Raw genomic sequence first — 22888 nt, 5'->3', positions numbered from 1 at the left:
CTATAGCGCATAGCTGCAGGTAATGATCTTCTTGTCATCCGTTTTGAAGCCCGGCACGCCGAACAGATCGATCGGCGTCTCCTCGATGTGCAGTCCGGGATGGCGTTCCCGCGCTTCGGCGAATTCCTCGCGCAGGTCTCCGCCCTTCAGGAAGTAGCAGACGCCGCCGGCCGGCTTCATGAGGGGGCGTACCCAGTCCAGAAGGACTCCCGTACGCGCCACGGCCCGTGAAACAATAACGTCGAACCCGCGCCGGTAGTTTGATTCCTTCACGAGATCTTCCACACGACCGCACCGGACCTCGATGTCCTTGAGTCCGGTATGCTGGGCGAACATCTCGGTACAGGTCACCTTCTTGCGGATGGAATCCATCATCAGCATGCGCAGATCCGGCCGGGCGATCTTGAGCGGAATGCCCGGCAGCCCGCCCCCGGTACCGACGTCCAGCACACGCGCCTTCTGGGGAAAGGTCGCATACTTCACCAGTGCCAGCGCATGGAGGATGTGCCGTTCCCAGATGTTCGACACGTCCTTGCGCGAGATCATGTTCACCTTTTCGTTCCAGTAGCGGAGCTCGTCATGATACCGCTCCAGGCGCTCCATCTGCTCGATGTCGAGAATGATGCCGTTCGACGAGCACGCCGTCCAGAAATCGATCTTCGTCATCGATTCCGCACCGTGGTCGAGCGGTTCTTCCAAGTCGTCGTAGTTTTGATCCATGAGCTCCGATTCCATGTTTTCCGAATCCACCAGTTCCCTGCGCGTCGAACGACGTCCGTTCTTCAGCGTCGTCATCTGCACGTACAATCGGGCAGCGCTGCTGCCCCGCGCTCTCGACTCGCTGCTCGCACAGACGGAAACGGATTGGGAGGCGATCGTCGTGGACGACGGCTCGACCGATGACACGGCCGCCGTCGTGCAAAGGTACGCAGCCGCACACAGAACCATACGCGGCTTGTACCATACGAACAGGGGCACCGGACTGTCCCGGAACGCAGGCCTGCAGGCGAGCAGCGGGCTCTTCGTGACCTTCCTCGACTCGGATGACGAATACCTGCCCGACCATCTGGCTTCCCGCAAGCGCATGCTGCTCGACCATCCGATGGTGGAATTCCTCCACGGCGGCGTGGACATCGTCGGTACGCCCTACGTGGCCGACAAGGACGATCCCACGAAGTCCATCCATATCGCGGAATGCGTCGTGGGCGGCACCTTCGTCATCCGCCGCGACGTCCTGACGGCTCTGGGAGGGTTCGACGCCGTACGATATGCCGACGACGCAATGCTGCACGAACGCGCTTCGCACGAAGGCGTCGTCATCGCCAGGACGGATCACCCCACCTATATCTATCATCGGGATACTCCCGACAGTCTCTGTTCGAACCATGGCCAAACGTGAATCCCGTGCGGCACGCCGCACACGCCTCGCATCGATCATCAACATCCTGGGCAAGACCTATCCCGATGCGAAAGCGGGGCTGGACTTCACCAATGCCCTCGAACTCCTCGTGGCCACCATCATGTCCGCGCAGTGCACGGACGAACGCGTCAACATCGTCACCAAGTCCCTCTTCAAGAAGTACCGCACACCGGAAGACTACCTGCTCGTACCCGCCGAGGAACTGGAGGAGGATATCCGTTCCACAGGCTTCTACAAGAACAAGGCGAAGAACATACGGGGATGCTGTGCGAAGCTGATCGACGACTTCGACGGCGAAGTCCCCGCCACGCTCGAGGAACTGGTGTCGCTACCCGGTGTGGGACGAAAGACGGCGAACTGTGTCCTCAGCAATTACTACGGCATCCCGGGGATCACGGTCGATACCCATGTCATCCGCATCAGCAATCTGCTGAAGCTTGTGGACGATACCGATCCCGTGCGTATCGAGTTCACGCTGATGGACCTCATGGAGCCGGAGCTGTGGAACAGCTTCAATCATCGCATCATCACGCATGGACGCCGTACCTGTATTGCGCGGCGTCCGCGTTGTTCGGAATGCACCATCACCGCATTGTGTCCATCGGCCTTCATGCCGGGTCACAAATAGTCACGTTCAGAGTCATATGCAGCACGTATACCCTGGTTCATCATGACGGGAATTGCGACTATGCTTCGAACCATACTCTCGGCCCTGGTACTGACGTCGACGGTTCTCGTCTCCGCGCATGGACAACAGGCTCCTGCCGCACGCCCCGAACTCGGCATCCTCGGAGGATACGGGCGCAACAGTCACGTGGCCTCTTTCCGGAAACTCGGCGACATCCCGTCCTGCTGCCCGTCGTTCGACGGAGGGTCGGGCAATGGCTTCTATCTGGGTGCCTTCGGCACGCTTCCGCTCGATGACCGGTGGAAGCTCCACCTTCGCCTCACCTATGCCGGTGAAGGAGGACGTCAGTCCGATGACGAACGTACGGTCGTAGCGGATCTGCGCGACTCCGCTCGCGTCGTCGAGGCGCTGTTCCGCCATGACCTCGATGCCACATTGTCCAGCATCGGTCTCGAGCCGATGATCGGCTGGCGCGCCATCGGTGGGCTGGATCTGTTCGTCGGCGGACGTCTCGCCTACGTCACGACGTCGTCGGTCCATCAGACGGAAACGATGATCGAACCCGCGGACTACGGCGCCTATCTCGGTAGTGACCGTGTATGGGTCGACGTTTCGAAGGACATTCCGGGTGCGTCCACATTGCGGGCCACCATCGCCGTCGGTGCCCGGTACGTCCTGCCCCTCAATACACGCGGCACGACCTTCCTCGCCCCCGAAATCTTCTACCATCATGCCCTCACCGGTGTGGCGGACGGTGTCTCGTGGAAGGCCCATCAACTCCGGTTCGGACTGGCACTCGGCTGGTCGCCGATCTCCGAACCTCCTGCTCCACCACCTCCGCCGCCCGATACCGTTCCGCCTCCACCACCCGTCAGACCCTTCCTCGGTGGCGACATCGAAGCGCACGGCATAGAGGACGATGGGCGGTTGATCGACGACGTCACACTGCGCATCGAGGAAATCGTGGCCACGGACCTGCGGCCGCTCCTGAACTACATCTTCTTCGACGAAGGCAGTTCCACATTACCGGCACGATACAGGAATCTCGATCCTTCGTCCGTACAGTCGTTCAGGGAAGAGCAGCTCTATGCACAAGGAACACTGGAGACCTACTACCATATCCTGAACATCGTCGGACGACGCATGCGGGACAATCCGGCGGCGACGCTCACACTGACGGGGTGCACGTCCGAGACGGGTCGCGATGCAGGCACCGCACTGGCGCTGGCACGGGCGAAGACCGTACGTGCCTACTTCATCGATGTCTGCGGTATCGATACGTCGCGGATACGGATCCAGCAGCGTCTCCTGCCGGAACATCCCACGCGGGCGAGCGATCCGGCGGACATTCCCCTCGCTCACGAAGAGAATCGTCGTGTGGAGATCACCAGTTCGGACAGCAGGATCCTGCGTCCGGTCTTCACGACGGATACGTTGCGGACATCGACACCGCAACAGGTACGCTTCGATCTCACGTCCGTCGCGTCGGCTGGCCTCGCCACATGGAAGGTGGAAGCCAGACAGGATGGACGTACGCTGTATTCCATGCATGGCAGGGATACCCTTCCCACGTTCGTGACGTGGGACGTGACTTCCGATCGTACGGCCATCCCCCGCAGCGAAAGCGCCGTCGACTATCAACTGACCCTCGAGGATCGTGCCGGAAGCGTGCTGATGCCACCGGCGAAACAGATCGGCGTGCAGCAGATGACGATCCGCAAGAAGCGTATCGAGCGCATCGCCGACAAGGAGATCGATCGCTTCAGTCTCATCCTCTTCGACTTCAACGACGCCGCCATCAAGGGAGCGAATGCTGCCATCATCGACCTCATCGCCCAGCGTATACGTCCCGCATCGACGGTCACCGTGAGTGGCTTCACCGATAACATCGGTTCGGACATGTACAATCTGGAGCTGTCGCGACGTCGTGCGAACGAAACGGCGCGCGTACTCAAGCTGCAAGGAGCAGACGTACGATCGCTCGGAGAGCAGTCGCCCTACGATGTCCACCTCCCGGAGGGACGTGCATACAGCCGCACCGTGACGGTCGTGGTCGAAACTCCGATCGAGTGATGCGCCCCATGACGATCCAGTGAGTCCATCATGACCGGCGTAGCCCTTCCATCACGGGCTGCGTCGGTCATCTCTTCTCGTACCGATACCGCTGTTTTCGTGACATTGAGACCGTCTTCATACGACATCGCGTACGGTTATCCATGATACTACCGGGCGTTCCACGATGCCTGGCATGCCCTGCGTTTCCCCGTGGACCTGGTACTGCATCGGCTTTCCCTGCAGCATAAGGTTCGGGCCATCATGAGCTTCACGGGCTGGAGCTTCGACATCCTCATCGGTCTTTCGTCCATCGTCCTGTTCTGTCGTTCCTCCGTTACACGGCGGCCAGTGCCGGAACCCTTCGTCCTGATATGGAAGGTCGTCGGCATCGCCTCCATTCGTCACCCGTTCCCTTCCAGGAATTCGCCTTCGACCGACCGAACGTCGCAGTTCGTGAATTCGCCTTCACGTACCGGCCCCTCCCGTCGTTCCGGTCGTACTCGCCTCCCATCTCCCCCCATCAAGGCACTCCGGCAAGACACTGCGGACGAACTGCGGACGAATCGACAATGATCCTCACACCGGTGCTGCGTCGTTCGGTCGCGACGATGCAGATCGGCACCGGGTTCCGAGTCCGTCCGGACAGGTATCCCTGTAACGGACCGCTGACGATCGGCGTTCTCCATTCCTGATGGCACGAGCGATGGAGAACGGGCCACCGCGACCGGCCGATACCCGGTCTTCGCCCCGTCAAAGAAAGTTTGTCGCGCCATCACCGAAATGGTACTTTTATGGCTCGTGCTTGACTCGATACGTCGTTGAATCTATTTGAGGCCTGGTTGCATGACGATGCGCACTGCTACCCTGTTCGTTCTATGCACGTTACTCACTACGATCGGACTTACGGCACAGTCCTTCGTGGTCATGAACGTGGACTCCAGGAATTATCCTGCCATCTCCACACGCGTCTTCGGCTTCAATGGATCGGGCGATCTCGAAACCATCGAATCCGGTGCCAACGATATCACCGTCAGGGAAGACGGCCAGGTCCTGCCGTCGCAGACGGTATGCCCTCCCGCGGGTACGGCGCGTATCCTGTCGCTGATGGTGGCATGCGACATCTCGGCATCGACACAGGCACAGGTCCTCGACATCCAGAAGACCGGTGCGAAGGCCATCGAAGCCGTACTGACGAATCCCGCCGATGAGGCAGGTCTCATCGGTTACGATCAGCATCCGATGCTTCAGCTCGGACCGACGTCGAACCGTCCGCGCTTCGCCTCTGCCGTCGACGCACTGCAGGTCGGCAAGGGTACGAACCTGACCAACGGCCTCAACGAAAGCCCGATGGGAGCGATCAACCAGCTCCTGAACGCACGCTACGATCGCACGCTCCTCCTGATGACGGACGGTAATACCCGTATCGACGTCGAGGCCCTGCTCTCGCTGGCGCGCACCTTCCACATCAGGATCTACGTCATCGGGGTCGGAACACCCGTCTCCGAATCCCTTCGTACCCTCGCCACCGAGTCCGGCGGCACATGGGCCGAAAACATCCAGACCGCTCTGGAAGCCACGATCCACGCACGTGCCTTCGTCGCCGATGCCAAGCAGCTCGGTTCCTGTACGGTGAGCTGGACGGCTTCCGCAAACTGCAACGCCGACAGGGCCATCGTCCTGACCAGGACCACCACTACCAGGAATCGTTCGTATTCGGTACCCGTCGGCTCACGCTCGCTCCTCGACGCCAGTACGACCGGCCTCGCCTTCGGCGAAGTGGCCGTCTCCTCATCGGCCACGCGCACCGTCACCCTCACGGCACGCAACAAGCCCGTGACCATCACGAACATCGTCGTCGACAACCCCCGTTTCACCATCACGAGTGGCGCCGTACCGCCGAACGTGACACTACAGCCCGATCAGAGCCACGACATCACCATCCGATACGATGCCCAGGATTCGACGGGACAGTTCGCCACGATCACCGTGACGAGCGACGCCTGCTCGTCCCAGACCATCCGTGCCAAGGCCGGTTTCCGGTCACGCGACAACACGCTTCGGGTCGTTTCCCCCAACGGCGGTGAAACGCTCACGGCCGGTATCGACACCGTCATCACATGGACAGGCTCGTTGCCAGACGATCCCGTACGCATCGATCTGAGTACGGACGACGGAACGACGTGGGCCAGCCTGACGGAATCGGCGACGGGACTTTCCTATCGATGGGTTCCCGGCCCTGTACAAACGACTCATGCCAAGGTCCGTATCCAGCAGACGGTCATCGATGCATCGAAGGTCGTCGTCCTGTCGGGTGAACAGCCCCTCTATACGGCAGAATTCGTGGCAGGTGGAACCCGGGCGGTAACGGGCGGCCATGATGGCGGCGTCAATCTCTGGAATGCACAGACCGGTGAACATATCGCCCGTCTCGGTACGCATGGTGACTGGGTATCGTCCGTGGCGGGCCACCCGACGCAACCCGTCGTGGCCAGCGGCAGTTTCGACGGCACCGTGCGATTCTTCGACATCGATACGCGTCAGCTCATCCAGACCATCCCGGTCGGTAGCCGCGTATGGTCGCTCGTCTTCTCGAAGGACGGATCCAAGCTATATGTAGGACAGGACAACGCCCTGACGGTGATCCAGAACGGCGCCATCGCCGGACAGCAGACGCAGGTCACGGGCGCCGTACACTCCATCGTCATGAACGGCGACGGTACGCGCCTCGTCTGCGGCGAGGGACAGACCGCCGTCATCCGTGACGTCAACCAGATGGACGTCATCCAGCGTTTCACCGGACATACCGGTCCGGTCTACAGCGCGGACATCTCGCCTGACGGCAGCACCGTCGTCTCAGGCAGTGCCGATCTCACGGTACGGACCTGGAATGCGTCCACCGGCCAGCAACGAACGCAGTCGAATCCGTCCAGCGGTTCCATCCTGTCCGTACGATACTCTCCGAACGGCAGCCAGATCCTCGCCGCAGGCGGCGATGGCACGGCGAAGTTCCTGGATGCGGGAACGCTGCGCATGACGAACTTCCTCGCCGGCCACCGCGGGCTGGTCTACAGCGCACGATACGGTCAGAACGGAACGTCCGTCATCACCGCCTCCACGGACTTCACGGCACGGATATGGAACCTCGGTGGCCTTCGTCTCACTGAGGACGTCTCCGACGCCACCTTCTCCGTCGTCGGCGGTACGGCAACGGGCAGCGACGTCGACATGGGGACGGTCATGGTCCGCAACGGTATCGACAAGACGGCGACCGTGGTGCGCAACACCGGTACGACGCCGCTTGCCATCCGTAGCGTCAGGCTCGCATCCGGCGATCTCACGGACTTCGACATGGTCTCCGTTCCGACGTCCACGATGCTGGCACCCGGTGCCGCTCTCGACGTGGAGTTCGCCTTCGCACCGACGGCCGCAGGAGCCCGTAGCGCAGATCTGGATATCGAAACCGGTACGGGAACGATCCGCACACGCGTCTTCGGCAACGGTACCTTGCCCCAACTCCAGGTACCGTATCTCGTCGACTTCGGACGCAAGGTCGCCAACCTCGGCACCAACGACACGACCATCGTGATCAGCCTACCGGCATCGGCCACGGAGGCCGTACGCGTCACCGGAACGTCGCTGACGGGCCCGGCATCAGGACAGTTCTCCATCGTCCAGGGCGGTGGATTCTTCACCCTCGCTCCGGGTGAGACGCGTTCCCTGATCCTGCGCTTCGAACCCACCGACCTTGGCCGCTTCGCGGCACAGGTCACCCTCACGACGGAATCTGGCGCTCCCATCGTCGTCAAACTCTACGGTGAGGGCAGCGGCGACGCCACCATCTCGACGGTTCAGTCGGTCGTCTTCGACGTCGATGCCTGCAACAGCACACCGGTGGAGCGGACCATCACCGTGTCGAATACGGGCAACTCATCGCTCCTCCTGTTCGAGGCACGCGTCGCCGGACTGAACGCCTCCGAATTCACCATCACTCCGGTGGGATCGATACAGTTTCCGCTCGAACTCGCAGCGAAGGCGAAGCAGGACTTCATCATCCGCTTCACGCCGATGATTCCGGGCATCCGCACGGCGCAGGCGATCTTCACGTCGACGGCCATGAATGCCATCGGCGGCGAAACCTATACGCAACTCGTTGCCCGCAAGGATTCGATCGGCTTCGAACTCACACGTCCCGTCGTCGCATTCGATAACGTTCCGGAGAATACACCTGCAACGGAGACGTTCCAGATCCTCAACACCGGAACGGTATCACTGCGCTGGCCCAAGGGGCCCATCGAACTCGGAACCTTCCGGATCGAATCCATCCTTCCCGACGTAACACCGCCGGGCGGCATCTCGACCGTCGTCGTCCGCTTCCGCGGGGGCACGGCAGGTAATGCCTATACGGCATCGTACACGTTCATGGACTCGACCTGCAACCACAATCAGACGCTGCAATTCCGTGCCACCGTCAGCACCTATATCGGTGTCCTGCTCCGTGCCGACACGATGCGCGTACATACGGACCGTGGCATCGACGTACCGGTCTACATCACCGACAAGATCAACCTCGACCGCACGACGGTCCGTGACATCGATGTCGATGTCATCGTCAACGCCACCCTGCTGATGCCTTCGGGGCAGACACCTGTCGGTACGGTCAGCAACGGCATGCGAACGATTCCCGTACGCATCACGATTCCCGCTGGCAACGACTCGCTCGCGACGACACTCCGCTTCCATTCGCTGTGGGGCAACGACACGGCGTCCACCGTCGCCTTCACGAACATCCGCGTAGCGGATACCATCCTGGTACGCACGCAACCCGGACAGGTCATCCTCGACGACCTTTGCCGCCAGGGTGGACCACGACTCATCAAGCTTGCGGCACAGGGAGCCGGCATCCACGTCTCACCGCAGCCTGCGACCGGACCGGCGACGATCGACGTGGCCGTCGTCGAACGCGGCCATACGACCGTGACCGTCGTCGACATGACCGGACGCACGCTCGCGACGATCGTTGATCGCTATCTCCAGCCGGGTGTGTACCGCCTGCCCTTCGACGTCACGACGATGTCGAACGGTGCCTACTACATCCTCATGACGACTCCGACGGAACGCCGCTCACAACGACTGGAGATTTCGAAGTGATCTCCAACCAAGCCCCCAATCGAACGACTACACCCAGGACCGTCATGATGCGTTTTCTTCTCGCTGCACTGTTCGTATGCACGTTCGCGCAACAGCTCGAGGCCCAGGTACAGACCGATCCCCTGCTCCGCCCGCGCATCGGCCTGTTCGGTAACTACGCCATCGGTCTGCATTCCGCTTCCTTCTCGAGTCTGCCCACCGTCCCCAATTGCTGCCCGGAATTCTCCGGTGTGACGGGTACGGGATGGTTCGCAGGTCTTACCTACATCTCGCCCTTCAACGCGACGACGCAGATCGCGATACGTCTGCATTACGGTCAGTATCAGGCACCCTTCTCGGCCACGGAGAACAAGACCATCATGATGTCGGACGGAACGACAGGCCCCGCCACGATCCGCCATGACCTCACGGCCTCGTTCAAGCAGATCAGCATAGAACCATTGTTCGGTTATCATGTCAATCCCGAATTCACGTTGCATGGCGGATTCACCGCAGGCTACCTGCTGGGTGCGACGTTCGACCAGGCCGAAGTGCTGGTCTCGCCGTCCAATGCCACCTTCTCCAACGACCAGCGTCAGCGCAATGTCGTCTCGGGCGACATTCCCAAGGCCAGTCAACTCGCCCTCGGCGTCACCGTCGGCGCCTCGTACGACATCCCTCTGAATGCCGACAAGACGGTCCTCCTGAGCCCTGAAGTCCTCTTCACGTTCTCGCCGATGCCCGTCGTCTCGGGCCTCTCGTGGAACACGCATCAGATCCGTGCGGGACTTGCCCTGTCCTTCATCCCGCCCGACGTTGTGGACGACTCGCTGTCGGATGCGGAACTCTATGATTTCGCACGCACGATCACCCCGCCGACGAAGAATACTCCCGGTATCCCGTTCACGTCCGCCGTTTCGGCCACAGGCCTGACGGAAGACGGCCGCACGACGGGAACGTCGATACGGATCGAGGAATTCGCTTCACGACGCGTACGCCCCATCCTTCCCTACGTCTTCTTCGACGAGAACTCGTCGGACGTACCGGTCCGGTATCGCCGCCTCAGGGATGAACAGACGGAAGCGTTCGCCGTCGAGAACTTCTACAACCTCGACGCAATGCACACCTACTATCACCTGCTGAACATCATCGGCAAGCGGATGCAACAGGATCCGTCGGCAAGCATCACCCTGACGGGATGCACGGACGGTACGGAAGCATCGAGAAATACGGGCATCGCGACATCGCGTGCCGCTGCGGTGAAGAGTTACCTCGTGGGGATGTGGGATGTCGATCCATCCCATGTGAACATCGAAACGCGTGGCCTCCCGGACAAGCCGTCGAACGAAGCCGACGTCGATGGTCGTGCGGAGAACAGACGCGTCGAGATCAGCTCGTCGTCACCCGCCATCCTCGCCCCCGTGGAATCGCGCGATACCATGCGTGTCTTCCAGCCAGCCGGTATCCGCTTCCAGCCGTCTATCGATCCGCGCATTCCCATCGCAACGTGGACGCTGTTCGTCACGAATAACGACCGCATCATCAAGACCTTCCACGATGGCAATCCGATTCCACCCAGCGTGGACTGGAGAATCGAAGAGCAATCCGCCTATATCCCGCATGGATCAGGCGAACTCAAGTACCTGCTCGTCGTTCGGGATTCGAGCGGCATGGTGATTCCTTCCCAGTCCTCGAAACTGCCCATCAGCGAAGTGACCATCGACAGCAAGCGTTCGTCGGGCAGTACCGACAAGACGATCGATCGCTACAGCCTCATTCTCTTCGCCTTCGACAAGGCCGACCTTTCACCGGCGAACCAGAGCGTCGTCAACGACGTGAAGGAACGTATCCAGCCGACGTCGCAGGTGCGCGTCGTAGGCTATACGGACAGGACGGGCTCCGAGGACTACAACCAGCGCCTGAGCGAACAGCGGGCACGGACGGTCGCAAAGGCCCTCGGTGTCGGCGAAGCGAGTGCATCCGGCCTCGGCGAACGTCTGCCACTCTACAATAACGACACACCGGAAGGACGCTTCTACTCGCGTACGGTGGAAGTGCTCGTGGAAACGCCCCAACGCTGATCGATGCGCATTCTCGTTCTTAACTGGCAGGATCGCACGAATCCCCAGGCGGGTGGTGCCGAAACCCATCTCCATGAAATTTTCGGACGCATAGCGGCTGCAGGACACCCGGTGACGTTGTTCTGCAGCCACTACGACGATGCGCCGCATCGTGAAACGCTCGATGGTATCGACGTCATCCGGGCAGGTAACAGGTCCACGTTCAACTACACCGTCCCCCGCTGGTATCGTCGTCACGTCGATGCCCTGGCACCCGATATCGTCATCGACGACATCAACAAGATTCCGTTCTTCACGCCGCTCTATGTGCGACGCCCGCTCCTCGCCCTGATCCATCATTTCTTCGGTCCCGCGATCTTCCAGCAGGCCGGCTTCGCCGCCGGCGCCTACGTCAAGTTCTTCGAGGATCGTATAGGGCGGATCTATCGCAACACACCGATCAACGTCGTCTCGGAAAGCACGCGCAAGGAATGCATCGAACGCGGCCTCGACGGATCGCACATCAGCGTGATCCATAACGCCATCGACCAGCACGCCTTTCCCATGACGGTCGGAACGAAGAATGCACGCCCTACCATCGTCTATTTCGGACGTCTCAAGAAGTACAAGTCCGTCGACCATCTCCTCCTCGCCGCAGCGATGGTCAAGCGGGACATTCCCGACCTGCGCGTCAATATCATGGGAACGGGTGACGACCGGCCGAGACTCGAGGATCTGTGCCGCGAACTGGGAATCGCGGACAACGTGACCTTCACCGGCTTCGTCACCGATGAGGAAAAGGTACGTATGTTGTCCGAGGCCCATGTGGCCGTCAATACCTCCGTCAAGGAGGGCTGGGGAATCACGAACATCGAAGCCAATGCCTGCGGAACACCGGTGATAAGCGCCGACGTGCCCGGGCTGAGGGACTCCATCCGCGATGGAGAATCGGGGAAACTGTATCAATATGGCGATATCGATAGTCTAGCACGAACAATCAAACACGTACTGGTGAACGACGAGGAGTGTCGTCGTCTGAGCGAAGGTGCCGTGCGCTGGGCATCCACCTTTACGTGGGAACGTTCTGCGAGGGAGATGATAGAGCTATGTACACGCACCATCGCTTCGTATCGCTGACCATGATCGCGCTGCTGATCATGGCAGCGTCGTCCTACACGTCGGCACAATCCCTTCGGGACAGCAAGGGAACGGACTTCTGGCTGGCCTTCCCTCCCAACGATCATGCATCGTCCCAGAATCCGGGCCTGTACATCTACATCACGGCCGAACGTCCGACGAAGGCCACGATCACAGGCGTGCAGCGGAGCGGTGCTCCGTTCCGCATGGACGTCGACCTTCCGAATGCCAACGAAATGGTATTGGTCGATCTGGCCTATCAGGACTTCGAGCTGCGTTCCCATGACTACGTGCTGGACCGCCAGCATGACGACGAACGGGCGACGCCGTACTCGCTCCATATCGTCTCCGACGACGAGGTCACGGTCTATGCGGCCTCACGCGAATTCCTCACGACGGATGCCTGGCTCGTCCTGCCGACCGACGTCCTCGGAATCGACCATCGTATCATGTCCTACCCATCCCTCGTCACGGTCACCCCGAATCCCTTCGGAGGATCGACCCTGTCCGCATTCCCGAGCCAGTTCGTCGTCATCGCGACACAGGACTCGACGGACATCACCATCGACGCGGTACCGGGCAGGACGTCCATGGGTCCGGGCGGACGTCGCACGACGCGTCTGGACAAGGGCGAAACCTATCTGGTACAGGCCTGGGCATCCGAGACCGACCTGACCGACGATCTCACGGGTTCGCTGGTCCGGTCCACCCGCCCCATCGCCGTGATCTCCGGCCATATGCGTGCCCGCGCACCGTTGGCCAGTACGAATACCAGCCGCGATATCCTGATCGAACAGGTCCTGCCCGTCGATACGTGGGGAAAGAGCTGCATCGTCATTCCACCAAGACCACCGGCCGACGCCGTCTATACCAATCCGAACGACGCTCCACTGTATCGCATTCTCGGCAGCGAGAACGGAACGATGGTCAGCATCAACGGCCAGGCTCCCGTCAGGCTCGATGCGGGAGCCTGGCTGGAAGGTCTCCTCAGGCAGCCGGTCGTCGTCTCGGCGACCAGCCCCGTGCTTTGTGCGATCATCGATCGTTCCAGCTCTCCCACGGGAACCATGAACATCCGCAGCGGTGATCCATTCCTTCTCATCGTACCGCCAACGGAACAGTATCTGAGCGGATATACGGTGGCGAATATCGAACCGCAGCCCGGCTTCACCCCGTTCTACAACGAGCATACCTTAACCGTCGTCTGCGCGAACGGCGCAACGTCCTCCCTCCGTGTCGATGGGATATCTCCGAATGTGAACTACGTTCCGATACCGGGTACGCGTCACAGCTATGCCCACATTTCCGTCGCCTACGGTTCCCATACCATCGTCTGTGATTCGGCATTCGGTATTTCGATCTACGGATACGGTCCTGCCGAATCCTATGGCTATACGGGCGGCATGGCCTTCGAGCGGCTGTACAAGCCCTACTATGTCCTGAAAGTGAACGACATCGCCGGTATGCCGGGAGACGCTTCCACTATCGCCGTCACGTTCGAAGGCGTGAGCGATACAGCGGTCTATTCCGCCTTCCATCCCGAACGACTCAGCTTCAGACTGCAGTGGAACGATGCCCTCTTCGTTCCCGACGCAGGCACGTCGACACGCATCACGGCCTCGACCTTCGAGCGCACGTATACCATCGACATCGATTCGCTGAGTGGGATCAACGTCGGCGATACGCTCATCCGCATTCCCGGCCGCATCGTGATGGGTCCGATGGAATCGGATTCCTCCCTCCTTCTCGAGCCGACATGGTATGACGACCAGGACATGTCCATCGGCATCCGTACCATCGTCGACCAGGGCAGCATCACGGTGGATTCATTATGCCGCGATGGCAAGGTGCGGCTCTTCGATCCGTCCGTCGCGGGCTCGCTTCGTATGGAATACGTGACGGGCAACGACGGCCGTGCGGCCGTGATGCTGCATGCGGACAGGAACGTGACGGTCACGATGGACGTCGTCGATCTCCTGGGCCGTGTCATCCATGGGACGAGGCTATCGCTCGTGAAAGGACTGCCGGCCGTATACGATCCGCAGACCATACCTTCCGGACCGTACTGGCTGCGCGTGAGTGACGGACGCGTGAGCGAGGTCGTTCCGGGCTTCATGCGTTGACGATGTCAGGTGGAGCAGACTCCATCGCTCCTGTGCGGTATCTTGCGCGATGCTTCTTCTCTTCAACAAACCCTTCGGCATTCTCTCGCAATTCACACCGGAACCCGGCAGCACCTACGGAACGCTGGCTGCGTTCGACTTCCCTGCCGGTGTCTATCCTGTCGGACGCCTGGATGCGGACAGTGAGGGGATGTTGCTGCTCGGCGACGAGAAGGGATTGACTTCGCGCCTGCTCGATCCATCGCAGGCACACTGGCGTACCTACTGGTCGCAGGTCGAGGGCACGATCTCGGACGAGGCACTTGCCGCACTTCGTCGTGGAGTCATGATCGGAGACTATCGTACCCGCCCATGCCGGGCACGGAGATTGCATCCTGCACCGACGGTACACGAGCGCATACCGCCGATCCGCGAGCGGAAGAACGTTCCCGTGGACTGGCTCGAACTGGAACTGATCGAGGGCAAGAACAGGCAGGTTCGACGGATGACGGCATCCGTGGGGCTGCCGACGTTACGTCTGCTCCGCGTTCGTATCGGCATGCTCGGACTCGGAGACCTTGCCGTCGGCACGTGGCGTGAGGTCGGTGCCGGCGAGCGCACCCTGCTGTTTGCTCAGACGTAGATAACGCACGATGGAGAAGGCGAAGCCTGCCACCATCGTGATCACGCCGAACCATACGAGGCTGATGAAAGGCTTGACGGAGAATTCCACGGTGAACACCTCGCGCGCATCCTTGGAGATGTCGCGGAAGACCAGGTCGCCGAGGGATTTCGACGGATCGGCATTGTTGCGTTCGATACGTACCAGGCCCACGCCGATCGTCGTACCGGGAATGGATGCCCATACGGGATCGAAGCCCGGACCGTTCTCACCCATCGTGATCCTCGTCAGCGCCTTGATGGTATCACGATGGCCACCGGCATCGGTCGCCACCAGCATCGCCGCCATCTGCATGCGTCCGTCCTGGGCGGAACCTTCTTCCATCGGCATCGTGAACCGCTCCAGGGTCAGCGTACGCGTCGTATCCACCGGTACGCGGATCGTACCGCTGCGCTGTATCGTCACGGCTTCGGAGATGCCGTCCATGTAGGGTTCGGCCTTCGGAGACACATAGAGGTCGTTCATCAGACCCCATCGGATACCGGGCTCGAGGAAGGGTGACTGACGCTTGTTGAAGTCGCTCCAGTACAGAACGGGCGCCACCATGGCCTTCGCTCCGTCGCGTTCGATGCGAACGAGATACTCCATTTTCCTGCGGTCCTTGAAGGTCGTGTCGATCTCACGCGAACCGAGATACGTCAGCGTGAAATCGCCCACCTTCGTCGGCACGTTCTGCGGCAGCATCGCGTGATGCGCCTCCGTATAGTTCGCCGTCGTGATGACGCCGAAGATCAGCAGGGCGATTCCGAGGTGGGATACGTAGGCTCCCAGCATGGCCGGCGAGCGCTGCGCGAAGTTCCATCCCATCTGTGCGTTGACCACGAGGGCGAACCATGCCGATACCATCAGGACGAGCGACACGACGTCGCGGATTCCCAGGATCGCGGCAACGGCCGTGGCGGCAATGGCCACGACACCGGACGTCAGCACACGACGGCGGAAGAGGCTTCCGGGCGTGCTCCGCCATTGCAGCAGCAACGACAGCGCATTGACGATGAGAATGGCCGGTACGAGAATGATGTGGACCTTGTTGTAGAAGTCGACCGAGACGGCGACCTTCGGCTGACCGATCACTTCCATGATGACGGGCCACGACGTACCGATGGTCACGAAGACCGCACTGGCCATCACGAGGGCCGCACCGATGGACAACATGAATTCCCGCGTACGAGGCGAGAAGTCCTCGCGCCGTACGTTCATGTCCGACCGGCGCGAGAGAACCAGCCACAGACCGATGACGGTGAACGTGAGCATGAAGGCCAGCAGGATCCAGAAGGCGAACTTGCCCGGATCGACGAAGGAGTGCACCGACGTGTCGCCGAGGATACCGCTCCGCGTGAGGAACGTGGAATACAGCACCATGACGAAGGCCAGGACCGCAAGGATCATGTTGGTCTTGACGAGGCCTCGTGTACGCTTCTGCACGAGCATCGTATGCACGAGAGCCACGCTCACGAGCCACGGGATCAGCGACGAATTCTCCACGGGATCCCATCCCCAGAAACCGCCCCAGCCGAGCGTTTCGTAGGCCCAGAACCCACCGAGCATGATGCCGAAGCCGAGCACGGCCGTCGCGAGAAGCGTCCACGGCAATGCCACCGTGATCCACCGATGATAGTCACGTTTGATCAATCCGGCCATGGCAAAGACGAAGCTTACGCTCATGGCAGCGAAACCCGTGAAGAGGATGGGCGGATGGATCGTGATCCATGCATTATGCAGCAGCGGATTGAGGCCGCGGCCATTGTTCGGTACGTCGGCTACCGATATCCCCTGCGCGGCGAAGGTCTCGTAGTAATAGGCGAACGGATTCTTGGCCACGAGCAGCAACGTCAGGAAGCACAGGATGAGTCCGTAGAACATCATCATCGGAGCTTCATAATCCTGTTTCCGCGCATATGGCAGCAGGACGACGCCGATAATGCTCACGAGCATCGTCCACAGCAGGAAGCTCCCCTCCTGTCCAGAGTAGAAGCTCGCGATCAGCAGATGAAGCGGCAGTTCCGTCGACGAATAGCTGTAGACGTAGGTATAGTCGAACCGGTGCTGGATGATGTTCACGACGAGCATCGACGCACAGGCGACGAGACAGATGGCGATGAGGCCGAACATCTGCCGTGCCGCACCCGCAAGGGAAGGATTACGGCGGAAGTATGCCAGCGCATACATGATGGTCGTTACCACCGTGAGCCCGAACAGGGCGTGAATGAGCAGTTGTCCGATCATTTGCCGTATACCTGTGTAGCATGGAAATATCCGTCGTCGGCACCGTGGACGTGGCCGACGAATCGTACTGTCGTGCCCTTCGAGAAAGGCTGCTCGGGAACCGAGCCCGTGTACTGGATGCGGAAGGCACGTCCCGAACCGTCATGGCCGGTCATGTAGCCATCGCCCGCATCCGGGTTGTCGATGGTGGTGACGATGATGACCTTCGGAGCCTGATCGCCTTCCCCACCCGTCGACGTCGCCGTGATGGCGCCTGCGAACGTCGTTTCCGTAAGACGTCCGTACTGGGCTGCGATGTAGATGACGACGGGAATGGTCAGGACTGCGACGATGATGATGATGCGACGCAACATCATGAAGCCTTCATCGATTCGGCAGGCTGTCCTTCGTACTTGGAAGGACACTTGGTGAGGACGTTCGAGGCCATGAAGGTTCCGTTCTCGACACGGCCCTTGACCACGACGCTCACGGCGATCTCGAAGTTGTTCGGCTTGGGCCCGGCCAGCTCCACGGGAATGCGGCGGCCGTGCTCGTCCTTCATCGTGAAGCGGAAGATGTTCGAGACGTTGTCGTAGGACATGCCTTCTTCCTTGACCCAGGTACCGACGACCTGGACGGTTTTGCCCATACGTTCGGCCTTGTCGACGTCGGCGTATTCGATGGCACTCGAATCGAGGGCCATGTATCCGACGGCGAGGAGGGCAACGGCAATGAGGGCGGCGATGATATAGCGTGGTTTCATGATCGTCCCTTCTCGGACTTTGCGGTGGCTTCGAGTTGGCCGAGCTTCCGGTCCACACGCATGATGTACCATGCGATGCCCGACCATATCAGAAGCGCGGCGGTAAGAACGACGTAGGCAGGATTGTTCGTCAGAAAGTCGATCATACGTTCTCCAGACGTTGCTGCTCCATCGTGCGTTCGAGGTTCGTAGCACGCAGACGCAGGTTCATGAGCCAGAAATAGATGAGGGTGAATGCCATGAGCGACAAGGCGAACACCACCTGTTTCGTCGGGTTGATCGCCTCGGACTTGGGGCTCAGCAGCGGGCCGGCCGTGGTATCGTCCGAACTTCCCGGATGCAGGCCCGGCAGCAGCCGAGGCAGGATGAAGATGAAGAACGGTACCGTGACGAAGGCCACGATGCCGTAGACACTGCTAAGACGTGCACGACGCTCATCATCGTCTATCGACGTACGCAGGAGGAAGTAGGCGAAGTAGATCAGGAGCAGGACGAAGATCGATGTCTCGCGGGGGTCCCAGTTCCAGAACGAGCCCCAGTTGAACTTGGCCCATACGGCACCGGTGATCGTCGCCAGGATGCAATAGAGGGTTCCTACGCCGGCCGCTGCGGCCGAGGCGGCATCGTGGGCGAGATCGCGGCTCCTGAGGTAGCGGATGCCGAAGATCATGGCGATCAGATAGGCCACGACAGCCGTCCACGACATCGGTACGTGGAAGAAGATGATCCGTGCACGTTCCTCCAGGCCCATGATGTAGGGCAGGGTGATGGCCGGTTCGACGGCGACGATGGTATTGGTGGGTGCAGCCACGAGCTGGACGTCATTGGCTCCACGTCGTACGTTGACGATCACGCTCCTGCCCTTGTTCGCACGCAATGCCGCCACGGTGGAAGCATCGGCGCTCAGGACGGCGGAAATACGGCTGTCGCGTGCGTCACGCAGCATGATGTCGGGCGCTGCGCCACCTTCCTTCGGGGCGACTTCGTCCTCGACGACGGCATAGAACGGCACCGCCTTTGTGGAATCGGCACGCGAGGCCATCATGACGTCGGTAAGGGTACCTCCGATGGGCGGCAGCAGGGAGAACAGGACGGTCAGCGTCACCGCTGCGATGGTCAGGATGCGCCACCACATCGGTTTGGGACGCGAGATTGAGGGCATGAACCCCAGAAGAAGGCCGAGGCCCACGCCGCCGAGCATGAGGAGATACTTCATATCCCTCAAAATTACGCAGTGCGACGCTTCGTAAGGATCAACATGTTTTGGTGGCAGCTTTCGCCGGCCGGAACGTAGGCGATATCGTCCATGACGCGCGTCATGATCAGGATGCCTAGACCGCCGTGGCGGCGCTCCTCGAGATAGTCGGTCATGTCCGGCAATGGCGCATGGCACGGGTCGAAGGCTTCGGCCGTATCGGCAATATTCACGGATACGGAGTCCTGCCTGATCGTCACGGCGATTTCGATGGTCTGCGACGGATCGTTGTGATAGGCGTGACGGATGAGATTGGAGCAAGCCTCGTCGACGGCAAGGATGATGCCGTTCTCCTCGAAATCGGAGAAGCCGAGCTCGCCGATGCGCAGGCGTACGAAGTCACGCACGACATGGAGGTTTTCCGTGGTCGCGGCGACGCGAAGTGTATCGCGATGTTGTGCTGCCCTGCTCATGCTTCTTGCGGAAAGGCCGCGATGGCCTCGTCGACGGTTGCGTGGATTTCGAACAGGACCGGGAAGCCGAGGAGATCGAAGACCGTGAAGACCTTCGGCTTCATGGCGGCGAGCTTGATGTCTCCGCCATCGGAACGGACGCTTTCGATGAAGACCATGAAGACGCCCAGACCGGCGCTGCTGATGTATTCGAGATCGGAGAAGTCGATGACAAGGCGACGGCAGCCGCCGTTGATCACCGACTGCATCATGTTTTCCAGCTCCGTGGCCGTATGGGCATCGAGATAGCCTGCAAGTTCGATCACGCAGGTACCGCGTTCCCGTTTGGTTGCTGAAGAGGAAAATGATTTCTGGCTCATGCTGATACTCCGGTAACGACCTCAATACGTTCCTGATGCGTTCTGGTTTCACTCGCCCCTCCGAAACGGATGGCGACGATGGTGAGATCGTCGTGCTGTTCCGCGCCGTCGGCATGCCGTTCCAGCAGTTCCAGCGTGGCCCTCACGATATCGGAGGCCGTGCTGTCGCACTGGGCACGGATGAGTTCGACGACGGGATCCAGGCTGATCTCGGCCAGACGTTCGTTGCGACGTTCGTTCACGCCGTCCGTCGTCAGCAGGCAGATGTCCCCGTCCGAAACCATCAACGCTTCTTCCACGAGAGCCGCATCGAACATGACGGGCCCAACGATGCCGATGGCCACGCCCCGCGGCGTGAGGACGTGGACGTCCTCGCCCGTACGGACGAGGACCGGGGTATGTCCGGCCCGTGCCACACGTAGCGAACGCGAATCGGGATGATACGAGATGCAGGCCATGGTGATGTACATCTGACGTTCCATCGAGCCGAACAGGGCAGCATTGATGCGACGCAGCAGGTCGGCCGGACCCGTCGCATACCGCATCTCGGCAAGCACGGCTCCCTTGAGCGTGGCCATGTAGAGGGCGGCCGGAATACCCTTGCCTGACACGTCGGCGATGAGGACTCCGGTACTGCCGTTGGCGAAGCGCACGTAGTCGAAGTAGTCCCCGCCGACCTCCGTAGCCGGAATGGTGATCGCGTCGACGGCGAACCGGTCGATCGACGGCGCCGTGACGGGCAGGAGGGAGGACTGGATACGCTGGGCCACGTCGAACTCCTTCTGCAGCCGTTCCTTCTCGATGGCCGCCTCCATGAGACGGGCCTGATCGAGGGCGATACTGATCGTATCGCCGAATGCCGTGAGGAGGCGCAGATCGTCGGCCTCGAATCCGAACTCGACCGTGCTGAACATGACGAGCGTACCGGTACGGTGATGGTTCGATACGAGCGGAACGGCGATCAGGGAGCGCACCGCGAGGGAACGATCTGCTTCGGGAAGATGGTCGGCGACGGATTCGATGAGCACGGGCCGCTCGGACGTCTGCAGCAGACGGTGCAACTGACGGTTCGAATGGAGCGCGCGTACGTAGTCGGGATGGACGAGCTGGGCCGCGATCACGCGGACTTCCCCATCGTCCTCGTAGGTCTCGCACCACGCACCGTGGGCACGGCATACGCGAAGGGCGAACTGCGTCACTGACGTCAGCAGTTGCTCCACGTCGGCCGTTTCGGCCATGAGACGCGTGAGATAGGCCAGGGATTCGACTTCGTTGGAACGGCGATCCACGATTCCGCTGTTGGGCAGTGATGCCACGATGGCGAAGAGCAGGCGGACGAAGAATACGAAGCCGAAGAAGTTGATCGTATAGGGCAGGACGGCTCCACTGCGGATGAAGAGTTGCGCCGATTCCGTCACGGCAGCCTCTTCTCCGAACGAATGGGTCAGCGACAGGATGAGGGCCGCGAAAGCTCCACATGCCGTCAGCCACAGCAGACGGATCTTCTTGTCCATGGTGATGCCCGCGACCCAGTTAAGGCGGCGGATGTTGATCAGCATCACGATGGCGCCGACGACGGTCAGGAGGAATCCCAGGATGCCGAAGAAGCTGCTGTACGAATCCAGTGCCTCGCAGAGCCAGATGCAGAGCAACAGGAAGAACTGCACCAGCAGCAGCATACGCGTCTTGGCATGACGTCGTGCCAGCAATACCTGGGTCAGGAAGCCAGCGAAACCTATGGAGATCGTGAAGGTCCCGAGCGCGATGACGTTCGACATGATGAGGTCGACGACGCCGATCGGTCTGCCAGCCTCGATGTCGGGTGGCAGGAGTGCGGCCACGAGCAGCAGTGCGAGCGCAGAAACGGCATAGGTGGTGATGGCACCGGCGATGGTCTCGTACGACATTTCGTTGTTCGCACGTCGGCCGAAATAGATGACGCTGACGCCGACGATGCAGGCCAGCACGAGATCGCTCATGAGTGCGAGGGCGATCTCGATCCAGATGTTCGAGGCGACGGGATGACCGCCGATGACGCTCCAGAACAGGACAAGCACCATGCGCACGAGCATGAGGACGACGCCGGAAATGATCAGTGTCGTCGCTACTGAGCGTTGTGTCGATGGATCGTCCGGCAGTTTGATCATGTCGTCCCTGAATGCCCCCGTATCGAGATGCGTCGTCGAGACGCTGGCGATACGGGGGCTCATCGTCGAAGTTTCACTGGATGTCGAACAGCACGCCCGTGGCGGTCATGAGGGGAATGCGCTGGTCACCGCTCATTGCGGCGATCTCGGCGTCGGACTTCCCTATCGTCGGACCGATGGCCTTGGCCACGTCCTCGGCGAGCAGTTCCTCCTTGACGGTACCTTCCACCAGAACCTGGCCCTGCAGCTTCATGGGAACGGTGAAGGCCTCGTCCTTGAACGAAATGCGCAACTTCTTCGAGCCGTCGGAAATGACCATCCAGCAGCCTTCCTCCTGGCAGATGGCGTCGATGGCTCCCCTCACACGGATCGTACGCCCATAGTTCACGGGATCGACGGCCTGGGAAACGGTGAGAGCGTTCTGCGTCTCGTCGGGCCTGGTGCCCCGGAAGTCGTCCTTGGAGCATCCGGACACGAGGGTGATCACGATGATGACGAAGGCGAGAAGATGAGTTCTGACGGCGGACATGTCGTT

18 protein-coding genes are annotated in these 22888 nt (G+C 60.7%); 8 read left to right on the top strand and 10 right to left on the bottom strand.

Features of this window, described 5'->3' with window-relative positions; translation table 11 throughout:
• Window positions 1-666, bottom strand: coding sequence for a 16S rRNA (guanine(527)-N(7))-methyltransferase RsmG (locus BGO89_01675; GenBank protein ID OJX61378.1), 666 nt, complete (start codon window positions 664-666; stop codon window positions 1-3).
• A 67-nt stretch (window positions 667-733) separates the two neighbouring features.
• On the opposite strand from BGO89_01675, the gene BGO89_01670 reads away from it, so the two are divergent.
• From BGO89_01670 to BGO89_01635, 8 genes are all read left to right on the top strand, one after another.
• The gene (locus tag BGO89_01670; protein OJX61311.1) at window positions 734-1399 is read left to right on the top strand and encodes a hypothetical protein; all 666 of its coding nucleotides are present in this window, start codon (window positions 734-736) and stop codon (window positions 1397-1399) included.
• Window positions 1386-2048, top strand: coding sequence for an endonuclease III (locus BGO89_01665; protein ID OJX61310.1), 663 nt, complete (start codon window positions 1386-1388; stop codon window positions 2046-2048). The genes BGO89_01670 and BGO89_01665 overlap by 14 nt, the downstream gene beginning before the upstream one ends.
• A 60-nt stretch (window positions 2049-2108) precedes the next feature.
• Window positions 2109-4121 carry a hypothetical protein gene (locus BGO89_01660; GenBank protein OJX61309.1) on the top strand — a complete coding sequence of 671 codons (2013 nt, stop codon included), beginning with the start codon at window positions 2109-2111 and terminating at the stop codon, window positions 4119-4121.
• A 243-nt stretch (window positions 4122-4364) separates the two neighbouring features.
• Entirely contained in the window at window positions 4365-4676 is a 312-nt protein-coding gene (locus tag BGO89_01655; protein ID OJX61308.1) for a hypothetical protein, read from the top strand.
• A 270-nt stretch (window positions 4677-4946) separates the two neighbouring features.
• Window positions 4947-9251, top strand: coding sequence for a hypothetical protein (locus BGO89_01650; protein OJX61307.1), 4305 nt, complete (start codon window positions 4947-4949; stop codon window positions 9249-9251).
• Between the two features lie 44 nt (window positions 9252-9295).
• Complete coding sequence (locus BGO89_01645) at window positions 9296-11311, top strand: hypothetical protein (GenBank protein ID OJX61306.1); 2016 nt, start codon at window positions 9296-9298, stop codon at window positions 11309-11311.
• A gap of 3 nt (window positions 11312-11314) precedes the next feature.
• Window positions 11315-12427 carry a hypothetical protein gene (locus BGO89_01640; protein OJX61305.1) on the top strand — a complete coding sequence of 371 codons (1113 nt, stop codon included), beginning with the start codon at window positions 11315-11317 and terminating at the stop codon, window positions 12425-12427.
• A complete protein-coding gene (locus tag BGO89_01635; GenBank protein OJX61304.1) occupies window positions 12397-14550 on the top strand; it encodes a hypothetical protein in 2154 nt (717 codons plus the stop codon). The genes BGO89_01640 and BGO89_01635 overlap by 31 nt, the downstream gene beginning before the upstream one ends.
• Here BGO89_01635 and BGO89_01630 read toward each other — a convergent pair.
• From BGO89_01630 to BGO89_01590, 9 genes are all read right to left on the bottom strand, one after another.
• Complete coding sequence (locus BGO89_01630) at window positions 14540-14803, bottom strand: hypothetical protein (protein OJX61303.1); 264 nt, start codon at window positions 14801-14803, stop codon at window positions 14540-14542. The genes BGO89_01635 and BGO89_01630 overlap by 11 nt on opposite strands.
• Before the next feature lie 258 nt (window positions 14804-15061).
• Window positions 15062-17437 carry a hypothetical protein gene (locus tag BGO89_01625; GenBank protein ID OJX61302.1) on the bottom strand — a complete coding sequence of 792 codons (2376 nt, stop codon included), beginning with the start codon at window positions 17435-17437 and terminating at the stop codon, window positions 15062-15064.
• Window positions 17434-17790 (bottom strand): hypothetical protein, encoded by a 357-nt coding sequence (locus BGO89_01620; protein OJX61301.1) that lies wholly within the window; start codon window positions 17788-17790, stop codon window positions 17434-17436. Before BGO89_01620 ends, BGO89_01625 begins: the two co-directional genes overlap by 4 nt.
• Complete coding sequence (locus BGO89_01615; protein OJX61300.1) at window positions 17790-18179, bottom strand: hypothetical protein; 390 nt, start codon at window positions 18177-18179, stop codon at window positions 17790-17792. Before BGO89_01615 ends, BGO89_01620 begins: the two co-directional genes overlap by 1 nt.
• Window positions 18180-18321: 142 nt before the next feature.
• Window positions 18322-18990 carry an ABC transporter permease gene (locus BGO89_01610; GenBank protein OJX61377.1) on the bottom strand — a complete coding sequence of 223 codons (669 nt, stop codon included), beginning with the start codon at window positions 18988-18990 and terminating at the stop codon, window positions 18322-18324.
• Window positions 18991-19406: 416 nt separating this feature from the next.
• A complete protein-coding gene (locus BGO89_01605) occupies window positions 19407-19847 on the bottom strand; it encodes a hypothetical protein (protein ID OJX61299.1) in 441 nt (146 codons plus the stop codon).
• Window positions 19844-20206 (bottom strand): anti-anti-sigma factor, encoded by a 363-nt coding sequence (locus BGO89_01600; GenBank protein ID OJX61298.1) that lies wholly within the window; start codon window positions 20204-20206, stop codon window positions 19844-19846. Before BGO89_01600 ends, BGO89_01605 begins: the two co-directional genes overlap by 4 nt.
• Entirely contained in the window at window positions 20203-22416 is a 2214-nt protein-coding gene (locus BGO89_01595) for a hypothetical protein (protein ID OJX61297.1), read from the bottom strand. Before BGO89_01595 ends, BGO89_01600 begins: the two co-directional genes overlap by 4 nt.
• A 10-nt stretch (window positions 22417-22426) precedes the next feature.
• Entirely contained in the window at window positions 22427-22882 is a 456-nt protein-coding gene (locus BGO89_01590) for a hypothetical protein (protein OJX61296.1), read from the bottom strand.
• Window positions 22883-22888: the final 6 nt, after the last annotated feature.

This window comes from Candidatus Kapaibacterium thiocyanatum, assembly GCA_001899175.1.
GTDB lineage: Bacteria > Bacteroidota > Ignavibacteria > Kapaibacteriales > Kapaibacteriaceae > Kapaibacterium > Kapaibacterium thiocyanatum.
This window is presented reverse-complemented; position numbering and strand designations above follow the sequence as displayed.

Bases quoted from the DNA above. Each gene is read 5' to 3' on its own strand.
- BGO89_01675 (OJX61378.1), bottom strand. From the start codon at position 666: ATGACGAAGATCGATTTCTGGACGGCGTGCTCGTCGAACGGCATCATT.
- BGO89_01670 (OJX61311.1), top strand. From the start codon at position 734: ATGTTTTCCGAATCCACCAGTTCCCTGCGCGTCGAACGACGTCCGTTC.
- BGO89_01665 (OJX61310.1), top strand. From the start codon at position 1,386: ATGGCCAAACGTGAATCCCGTGCGGCACGCCGCACACGCCTCGCATCG.
- BGO89_01660 (OJX61309.1), top strand. From the start codon at position 2,109: ATGCTTCGAACCATACTCTCGGCCCTGGTACTGACGTCGACGGTTCTC.
- BGO89_01655 (OJX61308.1), top strand. From the start codon at position 4,365: ATGAGCTTCACGGGCTGGAGCTTCGACATCCTCATCGGTCTTTCGTCC.
- BGO89_01650 (OJX61307.1), top strand. From the start codon at position 4,947: ATGACGATGCGCACTGCTACCCTGTTCGTTCTATGCACGTTACTCACT.
- BGO89_01645 (OJX61306.1), top strand. From the start codon at position 9,296: ATGATGCGTTTTCTTCTCGCTGCACTGTTCGTATGCACGTTCGCGCAA.
- BGO89_01640 (OJX61305.1), top strand. From the start codon at position 11,315: ATGCGCATTCTCGTTCTTAACTGGCAGGATCGCACGAATCCCCAGGCG.
- BGO89_01635 (OJX61304.1), top strand. From the start codon at position 12,397: ATGTACACGCACCATCGCTTCGTATCGCTGACCATGATCGCGCTGCTG.
- BGO89_01625 (OJX61302.1), bottom strand. From the start codon at position 17,437: ATGATCGGACAACTGCTCATTCACGCCCTGTTCGGGCTCACGGTGGTA.
- BGO89_01620 (OJX61301.1), bottom strand. From the start codon at position 17,790: ATGTTGCGTCGCATCATCATCATCGTCGCAGTCCTGACCATTCCCGTC.
- BGO89_01615 (OJX61300.1), bottom strand. From the start codon at position 18,179: ATGAAACCACGCTATATCATCGCCGCCCTCATTGCCGTTGCCCTCCTC.
- BGO89_01605 (OJX61299.1), bottom strand. From the start codon at position 19,847: ATGAGCAGGGCAGCACAACATCGCGATACACTTCGCGTCGCCGCGACC.
- BGO89_01600 (OJX61298.1), bottom strand. From the start codon at position 20,206: ATGAGCCAGAAATCATTTTCCTCTTCAGCAACCAAACGGGAACGCGGT.
- BGO89_01595 (OJX61297.1), bottom strand. From the start codon at position 22,416: ATGAGCCCCCGTATCGCCAGCGTCTCGACGACGCATCTCGATACGGGG.
- BGO89_01590 (OJX61296.1), bottom strand. From the start codon at position 22,882: ATGTCCGCCGTCAGAACTCATCTTCTCGCCTTCGTCATCATCGTGATC.